The 16,384-nt window shown below is 59.9% G+C and carries 16 protein-coding genes; 11 read left to right on the top strand and 5 right to left on the bottom strand.

Translation table 11 applies throughout. The features are described from left to right. Positions 1-19: 19 nt before the first annotated feature. Positions 20-1,069, bottom strand: a complete 1,050-nt coding sequence (locus QQL64_RS04695; RefSeq protein ID WP_284396388.1) for a glycosyl hydrolase family 18 protein — start codon at positions 1,067-1,069, stop codon at positions 20-22. 395 nt (positions 1,070-1,464) lie between these two features. Between QQL64_RS04695 and QQL64_RS04690 the strand changes: the two genes are divergently transcribed. From QQL64_RS04690 to QQL64_RS04665, 6 genes are read left to right on the top strand one after another with little or no spacing between them, the layout of a single operon-like run. Continuing rightward, positions 1,465-2,493 carry an aldo/keto reductase gene (locus QQL64_RS04690; protein WP_284396386.1) on the top strand — a complete coding sequence of 343 codons (1,029 nt, stop codon included), beginning with the start codon at positions 1,465-1,467 and terminating at the stop codon, positions 2,491-2,493. Further along, on the top strand, positions 2,490-3,353 hold the full coding sequence (locus QQL64_RS04685) for an amidohydrolase family protein (protein ID WP_284396384.1): 864 nt from the start codon (positions 2,490-2,492) through the stop codon (positions 3,351-3,353). The genes QQL64_RS04690 and QQL64_RS04685 overlap by 4 nt, the downstream gene beginning before the upstream one ends. A gap of 60 nt (positions 3,354-3,413) precedes the next feature. Continuing rightward, the gene (locus QQL64_RS04680) at positions 3,414-4,160 is read left to right on the top strand and encodes an SDR family oxidoreductase (protein WP_284396381.1); all 747 of its coding nucleotides are present in this window, start codon (positions 3,414-3,416) and stop codon (positions 4,158-4,160) included. A gap of 17 nt (positions 4,161-4,177) precedes the next feature. Next, entirely contained in the window at positions 4,178-5,041 is an 864-nt protein-coding gene (locus tag QQL64_RS04675) for a fumarylacetoacetate hydrolase family protein (RefSeq protein ID WP_284396379.1), read from the top strand. Continuing rightward, positions 5,038-6,357 (top strand): enolase C-terminal domain-like protein, encoded by a 1,320-nt coding sequence (locus QQL64_RS04670; RefSeq protein ID WP_284396376.1) that lies wholly within the window; start codon positions 5,038-5,040, stop codon positions 6,355-6,357. Before QQL64_RS04675 ends, QQL64_RS04670 begins: the two co-directional genes overlap by 4 nt. Further along, positions 6,354-7,493, top strand: a complete 1,140-nt coding sequence (locus QQL64_RS04665; RefSeq protein ID WP_284396374.1) for an alpha-hydroxy acid oxidase — start codon at positions 6,354-6,356, stop codon at positions 7,491-7,493. The genes QQL64_RS04670 and QQL64_RS04665 overlap by 4 nt, the downstream gene beginning before the upstream one ends. 11 nt (positions 7,494-7,504) lie before the next feature. Here QQL64_RS04665 and QQL64_RS04660 read toward each other — a convergent pair whose 3' ends face one another. After that, positions 7,505-7,849, bottom strand: coding sequence for an L-rhamnose mutarotase (locus tag QQL64_RS04660; protein WP_284396372.1), 345 nt, complete (start codon positions 7,847-7,849; stop codon positions 7,505-7,507). Continuing rightward, complete coding sequence (gene fucP, locus QQL64_RS04655) at positions 7,849-9,129, bottom strand: L-fucose:H+ symporter permease (protein WP_284399642.1); 1,281 nt, start codon at positions 9,127-9,129, stop codon at positions 7,849-7,851. Before fucP ends, QQL64_RS04660 begins: the two co-directional genes overlap by 1 nt. A 236-nt stretch (positions 9,130-9,365) precedes the next feature. Between fucP and QQL64_RS04650 the strand changes: the two genes are divergently transcribed. The 3 genes from QQL64_RS04650 to QQL64_RS04640 all read left to right on the top strand — a co-directional run bounded on the left by QQL64_RS04650 (position 9,366) and on the right by QQL64_RS04640 (position 12,086). Further along, positions 9,366-10,145 (top strand): IclR family transcriptional regulator, encoded by a 780-nt coding sequence (locus QQL64_RS04650; protein ID WP_284396369.1) that lies wholly within the window; start codon positions 9,366-9,368, stop codon positions 10,143-10,145. Positions 10,146-10,207: 62 nt separating this feature from the next. Beyond that, a complete protein-coding gene (locus QQL64_RS04645; RefSeq protein WP_284396367.1) occupies positions 10,208-11,563 on the top strand; it encodes an alpha-L-fucosidase in 1,356 nt (451 codons plus the stop codon). 88 nt (positions 11,564-11,651) lie between these two features. After that, positions 11,652-12,086 carry a DUF2501 domain-containing protein gene (locus QQL64_RS04640; RefSeq protein WP_284396364.1) on the top strand — a complete coding sequence of 145 codons (435 nt, stop codon included), beginning with the start codon at positions 11,652-11,654 and terminating at the stop codon, positions 12,084-12,086. Positions 12,087-12,268: 182 nt separating this feature from the next. On the opposite strand, the gene fghA is transcribed toward QQL64_RS04640, so the two are convergent. Together fghA and QQL64_RS04630 are read right to left on the bottom strand one after the other, a co-directional pair. Continuing rightward, positions 12,269-13,102, bottom strand: a complete 834-nt coding sequence (fghA, locus tag QQL64_RS04635; RefSeq protein ID WP_284396362.1) for an S-formylglutathione hydrolase — start codon at positions 13,100-13,102, stop codon at positions 12,269-12,271. 17 nt (positions 13,103-13,119) lie between these two features. Next, positions 13,120-14,229: an S-(hydroxymethyl)glutathione dehydrogenase/class III alcohol dehydrogenase gene (locus QQL64_RS04630; protein WP_284396360.1), complete on the bottom strand. Its 1,110-nt coding sequence runs from the start codon at positions 14,227-14,229 to the stop codon at positions 13,120-13,122. Between the two features lie 147 nt (positions 14,230-14,376). Between QQL64_RS04630 and QQL64_RS04625 the strand changes: the two genes are divergently transcribed. Further along, positions 14,377-14,964: a hypothetical protein gene (locus tag QQL64_RS04625; RefSeq protein WP_284396358.1), complete on the top strand. Its 588-nt coding sequence runs from the start codon at positions 14,377-14,379 to the stop codon at positions 14,962-14,964. A gap of 66 nt (positions 14,965-15,030) precedes the next feature. Further along, the gene (locus QQL64_RS04620) at positions 15,031-16,377 is read left to right on the top strand and encodes a hypothetical protein (protein WP_284396357.1); all 1,347 of its coding nucleotides are present in this window, start codon (positions 15,031-15,033) and stop codon (positions 16,375-16,377) included. The last annotated feature ends 7 nt before the right edge of the window (positions 16,378-16,384 follow it).

The following is a 16,384-nucleotide window of genomic DNA, read 5'->3' as shown; positions in this document are numbered from 1 at the left end:
GGGCGAAAGATGTTCATGATCAGCGCTTCGCCACCGGCAGTTCATCCCAGACTTTCGGATCCTCTGCGCCCAACACCCAGGCGCAAAAACCTTCCAGACCGTACTGTGTTATCAGCGCGTAGCGATCGCGGAAACTGTGCGCATCGGGCATGAAAACCCACTCGCGCATGTCGTCGCGGTAGAAGTAATACCAGGACTCGTGTTCCACCGAATCCCACTGCACGTTCGCCTGCTGCTGTTCCGCCAAAGGGAAGGACTCATCTGCATCGATGTAGTCGGCCTTGATATTGGAAGCCTCCGTGCCGTCTTCGCGCACAGGGTCGCCCGTGTACCAGTGGTAGCCATACAGGGCGATACCTAATGACAGCTTGTCCTTCGGCACGATCGTCAGTGCGTACGTCAGCTGTGCTTGCATCCAAGGCATGCCGTCGACGGGGCCCGGCGTGGTCCAGCGTGTGTGCTGGTCGTAGGTCATCAGGCAGATCAGATCCGCGTATTTGCCCAACACAGCCACATCGTACGCGCCGCGCCAGTACTGCCACATCCATTTGGAAAACGGCCCTACCCCTGCATGGCCCGGTGCGTTCGGAACCACCGCGATCGACAGCTTGAAGCCTCGCTTGTGCAAGGCCTCGGCAGTCTGCTTGACCAGCAAGGTGTAGGCGTCGCGATCGGTCCAGGAAATGCTTTCGAAGTCGAATTGAAAGCCCGTATAGCCATGTTCCGCGGCCTGCTGCAGCATCGCCTCGATCATGTGCTGCTTGGCGATTTCATCGTGGAGCAGATCGTGAAACCCTTTGCGGCCGGCCGACATGGAAATGATCGGCATCACCGGCAAGCGATGATCTTTGGCGATGTTCAGCACATAGAGATTGGGGCCGCCACTGACCAACCCTTGGTTATCGACGCCATACCAGGTCGGCACCAGCAGGCCGATCTTGTCGACATGAGCGACAAACGAGTTGACCGATTTCTGCGAACCCATCAGGTAGAACAACGCATCCGGCTGCTTCGCGCACACGGTGCTGCACACGAGCATGGCGATCAGGAGCCAGGCGGATCGTTTCATGAGCTGAGTACCTGTTACCGACGTGGTTGGCATCGCAAAAAATGCCGATCGCGGCCAAGGAGGGGAGCAGCTTGGCCGCGATCGACGAGGGAAACCAAAAGCCCAACAACCATGCGGGTCCGTTCACGCCTTACGTGTGAAACGTCAGACCGCCCTTAACCGGCGGGCCCATGTTCTGTTCATTGGCAAAATCTAAGTTCATATATGTTTTAGATCGTGACAAATAGAAATGCAACAACTTTTTGATGCCGGTTGCACCTGCCCTCTTCACACACCTGTAAATTAGATGTTTATATATACACAGAGAGATGAATGCGCGATCATGCGCGAAGACGCCCGTCGAGAGGTGAAAAACCCTCTGAACGGGCAGTTTCCCGAGTCACCTTGGGGGTGCGATGACACAAGCGACGACCAAGCCGAACCCGGACACCGCCAAAAATCGGCGGCCTGGTGGGTTGCGGTCGCCCTTGTCATTCGGAGGCGCCCCCCTCGGCAATCTGTACGAGTCGGTGGGCGACGACGCGGCCGCAGCGACGATTGCGCGTGCCTGGCAGCAAGGCATCCGGCACTTCGACACCGCGCCCTACTACGGCTACGGCCTGAGTGAGAGCCGGCTAGGTGATGCGCTAAGCCATCTGCCGCGCGAAAGCTATACGTTGTCGACCAAGGTCGGCCGGATCATCGACACCGACCATCGCCAAACGAGTCACGCCGATGGCTTCATCGTCAACGGTCGCAGCGCTCATTTCGATTACAGCCGCGAAGGCATTCTGCGCTCGCTCGAAGCCAGCCTCGTCCGCCTGCGCACGGATCATGTCGACGTGTTGCTGCTGCACGACATCGGCAGCCTGACGCATGGTGCAAATCATCTTGCCGTGCTTAGGCAGGCGTTGGATGAAGCCCTGCCCGCGATGGCGGAATTGCGCGCACAAGGCGTTTGCCAAGCCATCGGCATCGGCGTCAACGAAGAGGCCGTGTGTCTCGACGTCATGCCGCGATTCCCGCTGGACGTCATCATGTTGGCGGGGCGCTACACGTTGTTCGAGCAACAGCACAGCGAAGGCGTGATGGCGCAAGCGCAAGCGCGCGGCGTCGCCATTCTCGCTGCCGGCCCTTACAACTCGGGTCTGCTTGGCGGCGCGGATGGACCGGGGCGTGTCTACAACTACGAACCTGCCGATGACGCCACTATCGCGAGGGCTCGGCGCTTCTACGACGTTCTTGCCCCAATCCACGTCGAGGTAGGCGCTGCCGCGTTGCAATTTCCGTTGGCGCATCCCGCCGTGGCAAGCGTGGTTTGCGGCTTGCGTTCGGTCGCAGAGGTCGACAGCGCCACAGCGCGCATGCAGGCCACCGTCCCTGCTGAAGCTTGGCACGCATTGCGCGAAGCCGGTTTGCTGCTACACGGAATTCCCACGCCATGATGATTGTCGATGCGCACCAGCATTATTGGTTACCGTCGCGCGGCGATTATGGATGGCTGGCGCAAGCGCCTATGGCGCTGCGTCGGGCTTTTCTGCCTGCGGATCTTTGCGCGCAGCGAGAAGCCGCAGGCGTCAACTTCAGTGTGCTGGTGCAAGCCGCGCCCAGTGAAGAAGAAACGCGTTACTTGTTTGAGCTGGCGCATCTCGACCCTGCTGTCGTCGGTGTGGTCGGTTGGGTCGATCTGGAGGCCGATGATGTCGGCGCCCGCATCGACGCGTTGATTCGCGATGGCGGCGGCCTACTGCGCGGCTTGCGCCCCATGGCTCAAGACATCGCCGATCCGGATTGGCTGGCAAGACCATCGCTCGATCGTGCCTTCGATTGCATCCAGGATTGCGGTCTGACCTTCGATGCGCTGGTCGGCATGCCGCAGTTACCCGCGCTCTGTCGCCGATTACGCAGACATCCGCAGTTGAGCGTAGTGCTCGATCACGCCGGCAAACCGGCCATTGCCGATGGCCGGTTCGATCAATGGACCAGCTGGATCGACGAATTGGCCCAGCATCCGCAGTTGCACTGCAAGCTGTCGGGCCTGCTCACCCTGCTTGATGAACCTGTCCATGAAGACGCGATAGAGCCGTACGTCGCCGATCTTTTTACCCATTTCGGTGCAGAGCGCCTGCTTTGGGGTAGCGACTGGCCTGTGCTGACGACCCACGCCGACTTCGGGCATTGGCTGCACGTCGCTCAGACGTTGACCGAGCGCTACGCACCCGGCTCGCAAGCGGATGTTTTCGCTGCCAATGCCGTGCGTTTTTATGCGTTGGACATCGAGTCACCTGTTACGAATCCCGTTTAGGAGTACCGCCGTGTTCTTACTCTCTACACCGTTTCGCAGTCGATACAAAGGCGTTGTCGCATGAGTGGCCGTCTGTCTGGCAAGCATGTACTCCTCACGGCGGCAGGCGCAGGCATCGGTCGTGCGACGGCCCTCGCGTTTGCGCGTGAAGGCGCCAAGGTTCTAGCCACCGACATCGATAGCAGCGCACTCAATAGTCTGGCAAAAGAGCATTCGTCGATCGCCACACAGGTGCTCGATGTGACCCACCCAGACAATATCGAAGCACTGGTGCGCGCGTCCGATCCGTTCGATGTGTTGTTCAATTGTGCCGGCTATGTACACGCTGGCAGCATCCTGGACACCGACGACGCAGGCTGGCGACGTTCGTTCACGATCAATGTCGACAGTATGTTTCACCTCTGCAAGGCCGTGCTTCCCGGCATGCTCGAGCGCGGCAAAGGCAGCATCATCAACATGGCTTCGGTCGCTTCCAGCATCAAAGGTGTGCCGAATCGCTTTGCCTATAGCGCCACCAAGGCTGCCGTGATCGGTCTCACCCGTTCGATTGCTGCGGACTTCGTTGCGCGCGGCGTGCGCTGCAATGCGATCTGTCCGGGTACGGTAAAAACGCCATCGCTGGGAGAGCGCGTGCGCGCACTCGGCGGCGACGAGGCCGCGCACTGGCGAAGCTTTGCCGAGCGCCAGCCGATGGGACGCCTGGGCGAACCCGAGGAAATCGCCGCACTGGCGTTGTATCTCGCCTCCGATGAATCCGCATTTACGACCGGCGCCATCCACATCGTGGACGGCGGCTGGTCCAACTGAGCGCAAGGAGCGCATCTATGAAACTGGTACGTTACGGTGCCCCCGGCAAGGAAAAGCCCGGTCTGATCGACACAGCCGGCGCGCTTCGCGATCTCTCGTCCATCATCAAGGATATCGACGCGTCGGTGCTTGGCCACGATGGCCTTGCACGCATCGCCGCTATCGATCCACATACGCTGCCGGTCGTTGCCAACCAACCCCGCTACGGCACGCCCATTGCGCATGTCAGCAAGATGATCTGCGTCGGCATGAACTATGCGGAACACGCCGCGGAAACCAATTCGCCGGTGCCCGAACTGCCGGTGATTTTCATGAAGGCGACCAGCGCCATCATGGGCCCGAATGATGACGTGATCATCCCGCAGGGGTCGGTGAAGACCGATTGGGAAGTGGAGCTTGGCGTGGTCATCGGCAAGACCGCGCGCAGTGTTACGGTCGAGAACGCGCTCGCTCATGTCGCCGGCTATCTCGTGGTGAACGACCTATCCGAGCGCGCGTTTCAGTTCGACCACGGCGGCCAGTGGGTCAAAGGCAAAAGCTGCGACACCTTCGGACCGCTCGGCCCGTGGCTGGTTACCGCCGATGAAATCTCCGACCCGCAGAATCTCCGACTTTGGTTGGAGGTCAACGGCCACCGTTATCAGAACGGGCATACGCGCACGATGATCTTCAACGTGGCGAAACTGGTGAGTCACATCAGCCGCTATATGACGCTATTGCCCGGCGATGTGATCAGCACCGGCACACCCTCAGGCGTGGGACTTGGACAAAAACCACCGATCTATCTGCGCCCTGGCGACGTGATCGAACTCGGCATCGATGGGCTGGGTCGACAGCGTCAGCACGTTCGCGCACATGCTGTCGACGAGCACACAGCATGACAAAGATCACGGCACTGGACACTTACGATGTCCGCTTTCCTACCTCTCGTGAACTCGATGGTTCCGATGCCATGAATCCGGACCCGGATTACTCGGCAGCGTATGTCGTGATGCGCACCGATCAACCCGGATTGAACGGTTACGGTTTCGCGTTCACCATCGGTCGCGGCAACGATGTGCAGACTGTTGCCATCGACGCGCTGGCTCATCATGTGCAAGGCCTGGACCTCGACGACATAGTCGGCGATCTGGGCGGGTTCGCCCAACGCCTGATCGGCGATTCCCAGCTGCGTTGGCTGGGCCCTGAAAAGGGTGTGATGCATATGGCCATCGGGGCAGTGATCAACGCGGCCTGGGATCTCGCGGCACGTATGGCGGGCAAACCGTTATGGCGTTTTATCGCCGATATGACGCCCGAACAGTTGGTGTCGACCATCGATTTTCGCTATCTGACCGACGCGCTTACGCCGGATGAAGCGTTGACGATGCTGCACGCCGTCGCAGCCAGCAAATCGCAACGCATCACGCGATTGCTTGCCGAAGGCTATCCGGCCTACACCACCTCGCCGGGTTGGTTGGGTTATACCGACGAGAAAATGCAGCGCCTCGCGCGCGAAGCGGTCACCGCAGGCTTTCGCACCATCAAGCTCAAGGTTGGCATGAATGTCGAAGACGACGTGCGCCGTTGCCGACTCGCACGCGAAACGGTAGGACCCGACATCGACATCGCCGTCGATGCCAACCAGCGCTGGGGTGTAGACGACGCGATCGCGTGGCTGCAGCGCCTGTCGGATGTACGCATCGCATGGGCGGAGGAGCCGACCAGCCCGGACGATATCCTCGGCCACGCCGCGATTCGTCGCGATGTCCCATCGGTACCCATTTCCACCGGCGAACACACGCATAACCGCGTTATGTTCAAGCAGCTGTTCCAGGCCGGTGCGGTTGACTTGGTGCAGATCGACGCAGCCCGTGTCGGTGGCGTCAACGAGAATCTGGCGATTCTGTTGCTGGCCGCTAAATTCGGCGTGCGCGTGTTTCCGCATGCTGGCGGCGTCGGCCTGTGCGAGCTGGTGCAGCATCTGGCCATGGCCGACTTTGTGGCGATCAGCGGCAAAAAGGACGATCGCGCCATCGAATTCGTCGATCACCTGCACGAGCATTTCATCGACCCTGTGATCGTGCACAATGGCTGTTATCTCGCGCCACAGTCGCCAGGTTTTTCCGCACAAATGCACGCCAGCACGTTGGCGCACTATCGTTACCCGGACGGTCCTGCATGGTGCGAACCGGCCAGTGTCGCGAGGGCGCAATGACCACTCCCATCACCAGCGTTGCCGATTTGCGCGAGCTGGCCAGGCGCCGCGTGCCGCGCGCTTTCTTTGAATACGCCGACCGTGGCTCGTACGAAGAAAACACCTTGCGCGCGAACCGTGCGGCGCTGGCACGGATCAATCTGCGGCAGCGGGTGATGCGCAACGTCGACAATCGCTCGCTGGCCACCGACATCGTCGGCCAGCCGGTGTCGATGCCGCTGGCGATCGCGCCGACCGGCCTTACCGGCTTGCAGCGCGGCGGCGGCGAGATTCTTGGCGCGCGCGCCGCTGCGAAAGCCGGCATTCCCTTTTGCCTTAGCACCGTGTCGATCTGCTCGATCGAACAAGTGCGCGACGCGGTGCAGACTCCGTTTTGGTTCCAGGTCTATGTGATGCGCGATCGCGGTTTTACGCGTGAGCTGATCGAACGCGCCAAGACAGCCCATTGCTCAGCGCTGATGTTGACCGCGGACCTTACCGTACAAGGCCAGCGCCATCGCGAAATCAAAAACGGTTTGTCGGTGCCGCCCAGGATCACCTTGCACAACCTGTTCGATATGCTCAGCAAACCGCGCTGGGCTTGGAGCATGTTGCATGCACCGAGCCGCTCGTTCGGCAATCTGAAAGGACGCATCGAGAATACCGATAGCCTCACGACGCTGGCGCAATGGATCGGCAATCAGTTCGACCCGACGCTGACGTGGAAAGATCTCGAATGGATCCGCGCGCTGTGGCCCGGCAAGCTGATCATCAAAGGCATTCTCGATCCGGACGATGCCCGCATCGCGGCGGATCACGCCGTAGACGCCATCGTGGTATCCAATCACGGCGGCCGCCAGCTGGATGGCGCACCGGCCAGCATCGACGTGCTGCCTTCCATCGTGCAGGCCGTCGGCGATCGCCTGCAGGTGCTGTTCGATGGCGGCATTCTCAGCGGCCAGGATTTGCTCAAAGCCTTGGCCTACGGCGCGCATGCCGGGTTGATTGGTAAAGCCTTTCTGTATGGCTTGGGTGCCAAGGGCGAGGCTGGCGTGACGCAAGCGATCGAACTGATCCGCCGCGAGTTGAGCGTCAGCATGGCATTGACCGGGCAGACCGACGTGCGCGCGATCTCGGCCGATGTGATCTGGCCGTAGACCGATGTTCGCTACGCGTGTTGGGCTAACGAAAAAATGCGCGTCATAGGCACCCACTTCTGCCCTGCCCAGGCCCACGGCAAACGCTGCTGGTAGCGATCCATCAACGCCTCCCACGCATCATGCATCTTGGGATCGTCTGCACCGCGCGTGGCCGACGCGTCGTAACCGTCCGGCACCTGCACAACCATCACCAAGCGATTGCCGGTGCGAAAGATCTCCATCGCCTCGATCCCCGAGGCGCGGATCGAAGCGACGATCTCCGGCCAAACGTTTCCAGGCTGATGCATGCGCTCGTATTCGGCGATGGCAGCGGCATCATCGCGCAGGTCCAACGCATAGTAATGACGCGGCATCAGGCATTTCCCTCTATAGGATGTCGGCGCCGCTGCCAGGCGAACAGCAGCACCACGGCGAAGCAGCATGCCGGCACCGTCATCGCCCGCGCGATGCTGCTCATGTCGGATACCGCCCCCATCATCGCGGTAAGCACCGCACCACCGATAATCGTCATAACCAGCAAGGCCGAACCGAGTTTACGCTCGTCGTCGCCCCGCCCTTCCACACCCAGAGCAAACACCGTCGGGTACATCACCGACATAAAGAAGCTGCACGCCACCAGCGCATAAGCGCCGGGGCTCCCGGGCTGAAACACGGCAAACAGAGTCAGTGCGATATTGACCGCAGCAAATGCCATCAAGAGCCGCACGGGAGCCAGATATTTCATCAGCGCCGTGCCCACGAAACGGCCGGCCATGAAGCACACTAGTCCGGCGGTAAGAAAATTGGCGGCTTCCCGGGACGATGTGCCCGGCATCGTGGCCTGCACATAACGGATGGTGTAACTCCACACACCCACCTGCGCGCCGACGTAAAAGAACTGCGCAAACAACGCACCGACAAAACGACGATCACCGAGCAAGTGGCGCAGCACACCGCCTCCACCCGCCGATGCGGAAGCCACATGTGATGCCGTAGCCTTTGGAAAGCGCGTCAGCAGGATCAGCACCGCCCAGCACAGGACGGCGACGCCGATCACCAGATACGGCCACTGCACAGCCCGCGTTTCGCTGGCGTAATAAGCAGTACGCTCCACCGCACTCATCGCCGCCAGCTGTGCCGACGAATGATCGATGCCGGAAAAGATGAAATGCTGGCCGATCAGAATGCCTGCGATCGAACCAAGCGGATTGAAAGCTTGGGCCAGATTGAGCCGCCGCGTTGCCGTTTCACGCGGGCCGAGCAAGGTGACGAACGGATTGGCTGACGTTTCCAAAAAGGCCAACCCGCTAGCGATCACGAACAGCGCGAACAGGAACAGGCCGTAGGCAGCCGATTCGGCGGCCGGCCAGAACAACAGCGCGCCAACGCCGTAAAGCATCAGTCCAAACACCACCGCGCTCTTGTAGCCGAAGCGGCGCATGTACATGCCTGCCGGCATGGCGACCAGGAAGTACCCCAGGTAGAACGCGCTTTGCACCAGCCCGGCGCGGAAGTCGCTGAGCACGAAAGCTTTCTTGAACTGCGCAATCAGCACATCGTTGAGATTGTTGGCACCGCCCCAGAGAAAGAACAGGCTGACGATCAGCACCAGCGGCAGCCACGAAGGCCGGTCGGTGGGCGCGGTGCCGGCCATTGGCACGGCGGGGTCTTCGGTCACCGTCTGCACATCCACCCTCTTCTCCACCAACGGCGCGCCTTGGCGCGAATCGCAGAACCGGCGTGACGGCCTGCCTTCTATGTGCAAATATGAAACAATAATTCACCTGCAGCACAAGTTGCACTGCAGCATACTCGGCTAATGACCACGGCAAAGTAAGTAGCGACGCTGTACGACAGGCGGCAAGGTGGCCGCCACCAAGGAGGACAACCATGCCCACTCAGACCCCCAAATACCGCGCACCCGCGCTCGACAAAGGGTTGGACATTCTGGAGCTGTTGGCCGGCGCGCAGCAGCCGCTGAGCATCGCTGAGATTTCCGAAGGCGTCGGCCGTTCACGCGGCGAGATCTTCCGCATGCTGCAGGTACTGGAAGAGCGCGACTACATTACGCGCGGTGAAGGCGACACCGGCTATTCGATCACCACGCGGTTGTTCCGGCTGGGCATGGAGCAGCCACCGGTAAAAAGCACCATCGAGGCAGCATTGCCGGTGATGCATCAATTGGCGGACATCAGCGGTCAGGCGTGTCATCTGGTGGTTCCCTCGCACGAACAGATCGTGGTGGTCGCCCGCGTGGACCCGCCGGGTGAAGTCGCCCTGGTCGTGCGCGTCGGACATCGTCGCCCCATGTCTCAATCCACCTCGGGTCACGTACTGCTCGCTTTCCAAGACGAGCCCGTGCGCGAGCGTTGGCTGGACATGATCGCCAAATACGAACCGACGCTGGACCGCAAAAAGCTGACCAAGCTTTTGCTGCAACTACGCGAACGCGGCTATGCCAGTGAGCCGAGTCAGGTGGTCGACGCGGTGACCGACCTCTCCGCGCCGGTGCTGCAACACGGGCATGCCGTTTGCGCGCTCACCATTCCATTCATCGAGCAGCGGACGGACGCGCAAACCACCGTGGCCGATGTGATCGCCGAGCTGCGACGCGCGACCAAGGAAATCTCCGATACGTTGCAGTTCGGGTCTCCCGCTCATCCCGATTGACGTTCGCGCCGTGCCAATCGTGTCTTTTTACCTTCAGAAATATTGACGCAGGATTTGAAACCATGCGGATGGGTTTACGCGTTCTCTTCGCCCTTGCGGTCGGCACGTTGTTCGTCACGAGCACTTCTTCCGCGCAAAATTTCATCGACGTCAAACCGTCGCCGCAGCAGGTGCACTGGCAGGATCTCCAATTCGGCGTGATCGTGCATTTCGGCACCAATACCTTCCTCGACCGCGAATGGGGCGACGGCACGGCCAGCCCCAAGGTGTTCGATCCCGACCATGTCGATCCGGCGCAATGGGCGCGCGCGGCCAAATCTGCCGGCGCAACGTATCTCGTGCTTGTCGCCAAACATCACGACGGTTTCGCGCTGTGGCCGACGGAGCAAAGCAATTACTCCGTGAAAAGCAGCCCCTGGATGGATGGCAAGGGCAACCTGGTGCAAATGACGGAACAGGCCGTCCGCAAGGAAGGCATGGAGTTCGGTATCTATTTGTCGCCGTGGGACCGCCACGAACCAAGCTATACCGATGCTCCGGCCTACGACAAACACTATCTCGCGCAGATGGACGAGTTGGTTCAAAGCTATGGCCCGCTAGCCGAATGGTGGCTCGATGGCGCCGGCAGCGGGGGCCACGTCTACGATTTCAAGAAATATCTCGAAGAACTTAGAACCTATCAGCCGAACACCATGGTCTTCGCCGACGTGGCTTTGTTCGGTTATGGCGATATTCGCTGGGTGGGCAACGAAGCAGGCCGTATCTACGGTGATAACTGGAACGTGATCGATCGCCACGGTGAACTGCGCTGGCGTCCCGTGGAAGTGGATACACCGCTGCACACACTGCAATGGTTCTGGCATCCCAACAGCGACCAGACGCTAAAGAGCGTCGACGAGCTGGTCGACATATGGGAGAACAGCGTCGGTCGTGGCGGCCAGCTGATGCTGGGCATCGCACCCAATCGTCATGGTGTTCTATCCGATGCCGACGTCGTACGCCTCAAGGAGTTCGGTGACGCATTGCAGGCGCGGTATGGCATCGACAAGGATCTGGCGCGAAATCATATCGCCAGCGACGCAAATGTCGCTGCTGCCATGGACGGTGATCGCGACACGTTCTGGTCCGCCGCAGAAGGTTCGCATCACGCCATGCTTGAGGTCGATTTCGCAAAACCGATCACCTTCGATCATGCACTCACCATGGAGTGGCTGAACGACGGTCAATGCGTGCAGAAATATGCCATCGAGATATGGACGCATGGCGCCTGGAAGCCCATAGCCAAGGCCGAAGCCATTGGCCATATGAAGATCGATCGCTTCGCAGCGGCTACGACGACCAAGGTACGGCTGAATATCCTGTCGAGCGCATGCACGGCTCGTATTCGGGAATTTCAGTTGTTCAACGTCGCGAGGTAGCTCGGCCTTTGCATCTGCGGCAAAGGCGCTGACGTATTCCTAACAAGCTTAGGTGTTGAATGCGTGAACCACCACGGGAGGATCCCTCATGAAAACGCGTATCGGCGGTATGACAACAACCTGTCTGGCTATCGCCTTAAGCCTTGCCTGCAGTGCAAGCGGTGCACAGGACTTGGGCAGCCTGGGCGGCAAACTCGGCGGCATGCTTCCCGGCGGCGGCGGTTCCATGGCATCCGGCAGCATGGGCAATGTCGCGGGCTTGCTGCAGTACTGCGTCAAGAACAATTACTTGGGCGGTAGCTCAGGGGCCTCGGGTATCGCGAGCAAGTTGCTCGGCAAGACCCAAGGCGGCTCAGGCAACTCTGACTATCTAAGCGGAGCGAGCGGCATTCTCAAGGGCAACAATGGCCAGTCCACCAACCTCGCCAACGTTGGCGGCGGCAACAGCGACTTGAAGTCGAAAATCACTACCAAGGCTTGTAACGTCGTTCTGAAGCAGGGCACGTCGTTCCTGGGCCATTGACCGGACGTTAAGCAGTCTGAACTTCTTGCACATAATCGCATCGGCCGCGCACCCGACCGATGCGGCAAGCAGATGGGCCATCCGTATCATGAACACTCGCATCGAGATTCACGAGGCTCTAACGATCAACCAGGAGGCATCTCGTCGCTTCCTGACCCTGATGCAAGCACCAGCCGGTGGTCTCAGCGCCCGCGAAGCGCAGCGGCGTGACACTTTATATGCTCACCGATAAAGCTGGCCACGAAGTAGTAGCTATGGTCGTAACTGGGTTGCATGCGCAAGATCATGGGATGCCCTGCTGCATCGGCTTCAGTTTTGAGCAGATCAGGCCGAAGCTGGGTATGCAGAAATTCGTCGGCATCGCCCTGGTCGATCAATAGGGGCAGTTTTTCGCCGGCGGTCTTCACCAGCTCGGTGGCGTCGTAGGCCTTCCACGCACCACGATCATCGCCCAGATAAGCCGAGAAGGCTTTCTCGCCCCATGGCACACGGGAAGGCGCCACGATCGGCGAAAACGCCGACACGCTGCGGTAGCGCCCTGGATTTTTCAACGCGATGATCAAGGCGCCATGGCCGCCCATGGAATGACCGCTGATAGCACGCGCATCCGTCACGGGACAGTGCGCTTCGATCAATGCGGGTAGTTCATCCACCACATAGTCATACATACGATAGTGCTGCGACCAAGGTGCAACGGTGGCGTTGAGATAGAAGCCAGCTCCTTTGCCAAGATCGTATGCTTCGGCATCGGCTACGTCCTCACCGCGTGGACTGGTATCGGGAGCGACCAGCGCCAATCCATGTTCGGCGGCATAACGTTGCGCACCGGCTTTGGTGATGAAGTTCTGCTCCGTACACGTCAAGCCGGATAGCCAATACAGCACCGGCACTGCCTCGAGTGCAGCTTGCGGCGGAAGGTAGACCGCAACATGCATGTCGCAACCGAGCACCGTTGAGCGATGGCGATAAACATCCTGCCAACCACCGAAACAGGCGCGGTGCTCGATCCGTTCCATGTGCATTCCCTATCTGATCAGAAGTGGATAACGGTGCGAATCGACTTGCCCTGGTGCATCAGGTCGAACGCCTCGTTGATCCGTTCCAGCGGCAGTTTGTGCGTAATAAACGAATCGAGACGAATCTCCCCGCGCATCGCCTGTTTCACCATGCCCGGCAGCTGGCTACGACCTTTCACGCCGCCAAACGCGGTGCCGCGCCAGACGCGTCCGGTCACCAGCTGAAACGGACGCGTGCGAATTTCCTTGCCGGCACCGGCCACGCCGATGATGATGCTTTCACCCCAGCCTTTATGACAGCACTCCAGCGCCGCGCGCATCACGTCCACATTGCCAATGCACTCGAAACTGTAATCGACCCCGCCATCGGTGATCTCGACGATCACCTCTTGAATAGGCTTGTCGTAATCGTTGGGATTGACACAATCGGTCGCGCCCATGTCGCGCGCAAGAGCAAACTTGGCGGTGTTGGTGTCGATAGCGAGGATTCGCCCGGCCTTGGCCTGCGCAGCACCTTGAATCACCGCCAGACCGATGCCACCCAGACCGAACACGGCCACCGAGGCGCCCGCTTCAACCTTCGCTGTGTTGTGCACCGCGCCGATACCGGTCGTTACGCCACAGCCGAGCAGGCACACCTTTTCCAGTGGTGCATCAGGATCGATCTTGGCCAGCGAGATTTCCGGCACAACGGTGTACTCGCTGAACGTACTGGTGCCCATGTAGTGATAGATGGGTTTGCCTTCGTAGGAAAACCGCGTGCTGCCATCCGGCATCAATCCCTTACCCTGTGTGGCGCGCACGGCCTGACACAAGTTGGTTTTTCCCGAGAGGCAGAACTTGCACTTGCCGCATTCGGCTGTGTAGAGAGGAATGACATGGTCGCCGGGTTTAAGCGTAGTCACACCCTCCCCCACGTCCACCACGATACCGCCGCCTTCATGGCCCAGCACGGCCGGGAAGATACCTTCGGGGTCGTCACCCGACAGCGTAAAGGCGTCCGTATGGCAAACGCCGGTGTGCGTAATCCGGATGAGCGCCTCGCCGGCGCGTGGCGGCGCGACGTCGATCTCGACAATTTCCAGGGGTTTGCCAGGCGCGAAAGCCACAGCGGCGCGGGATTTCATGGGACGCTCCTAAACGATCGATCCGAAGTCGGAGATTATCAACCCTGCGGTCACGGAATTGGCTATGTCGCGTAGGGTGAAAGTGGCTATTGGGACAGGTACGCGCCGGGCGTAGCGTGGGCCGAGCTTTCATCGAAGGGGTGAGCCATGACGATATGCAGAAGGATCGGCCTTGTTGGCGCTCTTTGCGCAACAAGTCTGGTTTTTTATTCCGGCCTCGCCTGCGGACAAGCAAACAGCACACAAGCCGCTACCGGGTATCGGGATGGGCAACATGATTTCGATTTCGAGATTGGCACCTGGAAAACGCATGTCACGCGACTGATTCATCCCCTGAGCGGCTCCCATACATGGGCCACGTACGACGGTACGACGGTCGTCAGCAAGATCTGGAACGGCCGCGCCAATCTGGTCGAACTGGAAGTGGATGGGCCTTCGGGGCACCTCGAACTTCTATCGCTGCGCCTATACAACCCAGAGGCTCACCAATGGAGCCTCAACGTCGCCAGCAGTAGAGGCGGCACCCTGGGCGTACCCACGATCGGCGAGTTCGAACACGGCCGCGGCGAGTTTCTGGACCAGGAGACTTTTAACGGCCGGACCATTCTGGTGCGGTTTGTTATCTCCGACATCAAGCCCGATTCCTGCCACTTCGAACAGTCGTTTTCCGATGATGGCGGCAAAACCTGGGAGTCGAACTGGATTGCGACCGACACCCGCGTTAAAACAGGCTGAGGAAATCCCACGGGAACCCGGTCGCTGACACGGGCCACGACAAGGCTGTACCGACGAGGAAAGCCGATGTCTGCATGCCGCATGGCCATCATGAGCGGATGTGTGTGGTGGCTCACCTGCCTGACCACGACAGGCCATGCCCAATCGGCAGCCGAATGGCAGGCACAGCAAGCGGCGGCAGCGGCCAAGTCCGACAAGATCATGGCCGAGGCCAGCGCCCGCAAGGGGCTGCTGGCCCAGTACATGGCGATGCGCCAGGCCTACGCCAGCGACAACTCGCCGGCGTTTCGGCTGATCTTCGGACAATACGTCAGCTGGTATCAGAGTTTTCTTGGCGACTACTCCGATGCCATGAAAAGCTTTTCGATTGCGCAAGCGCCACAACAGGATGACAGCCCATCGCCGTTGACCGAAGGTGGCTACTCGGCACGCCCCGCCTCCATCGCCATCCCGGAACTGGCGAAGAACTATCGCGTCGTGCTCTTCAACGAAGCACACAATATTGCGCTGACTCGCAGCTTGACTGTGCAACTGTTGAGTCGATTGCATCAGGAAGGCTTCAACTACTTCGCCGCCGAAACACTAGTGCAAAGCGATACTGGATTGTCTACGCGCGGTTATCCCACCGACAACAGCGGTCTTTACACGGAAGAACCCGTCTATGCCGAGATGGTACGCACGGCATTGAAGCTCGGTTTCAAAGTCATCGCCTATGAGGCGAACTCCGATGCGGCAAGTGGCGACGCACGCGAAGCCGAACAGGCGCGCCACCTTTACGAACAGGTATTCCAGCGTGATCCCAATGCGCGATTGGTTATCAATGCCGGTTACGAACACATCGTGAAGTCGGGCGTCTATCTCGGCGGCGCGTCGATGGCCGAACATCTGTACAAGCTCAGCCATGCGCCCATGCTGTCGGTCGAGCAGACCATGATGTATCCGCATCCTTCAGAGCATGGCGATCACCCCTACTACACCGCGGCGATGAAGCAGTTGCGGCCGGATACTCCCATCGTCTTCGTCAACGCGGCCGGCAAGCCGTGGTCGTTGCGATCGGGCTATGACGTAAACGTCTTCTTCCCGCCGGAGCAGATGCCGCACGGGCGTCCTACCTGGCTGAGCCTTGGCGGTCTGCGCCGGGCGTATTCGGTAAGCGCCGATCATTGCCACATGCACTATCCCTGCCTGATCGAAGCGCGCTATAGCGACGAAGGGCCCGATGCCATTCCGGCAGATCGCATGATGCTCGACCAGGCGCCGCTGATGGTCTCCGACTCGCATGTCGCCGTGTATAGCAGCACGCAAGGTATGCCATCGAGTGATCTCTATCTGCGCCCCGGCAAATACCAGTTGAGTTTTATCGACGACAACAATCGCGTTCTGCACAAGGAGGAGATCGTCGTGCCACCATAAAAATGTA

Source organism: Dyella lipolytica (assembly GCF_030160075.1).
Lineage (GTDB): Bacteria > Pseudomonadota > Gammaproteobacteria > Xanthomonadales > Rhodanobacteraceae > Dyella_B > Dyella_B lipolytica.
This window is presented reverse-complemented; position numbering and strand designations above follow the sequence as displayed.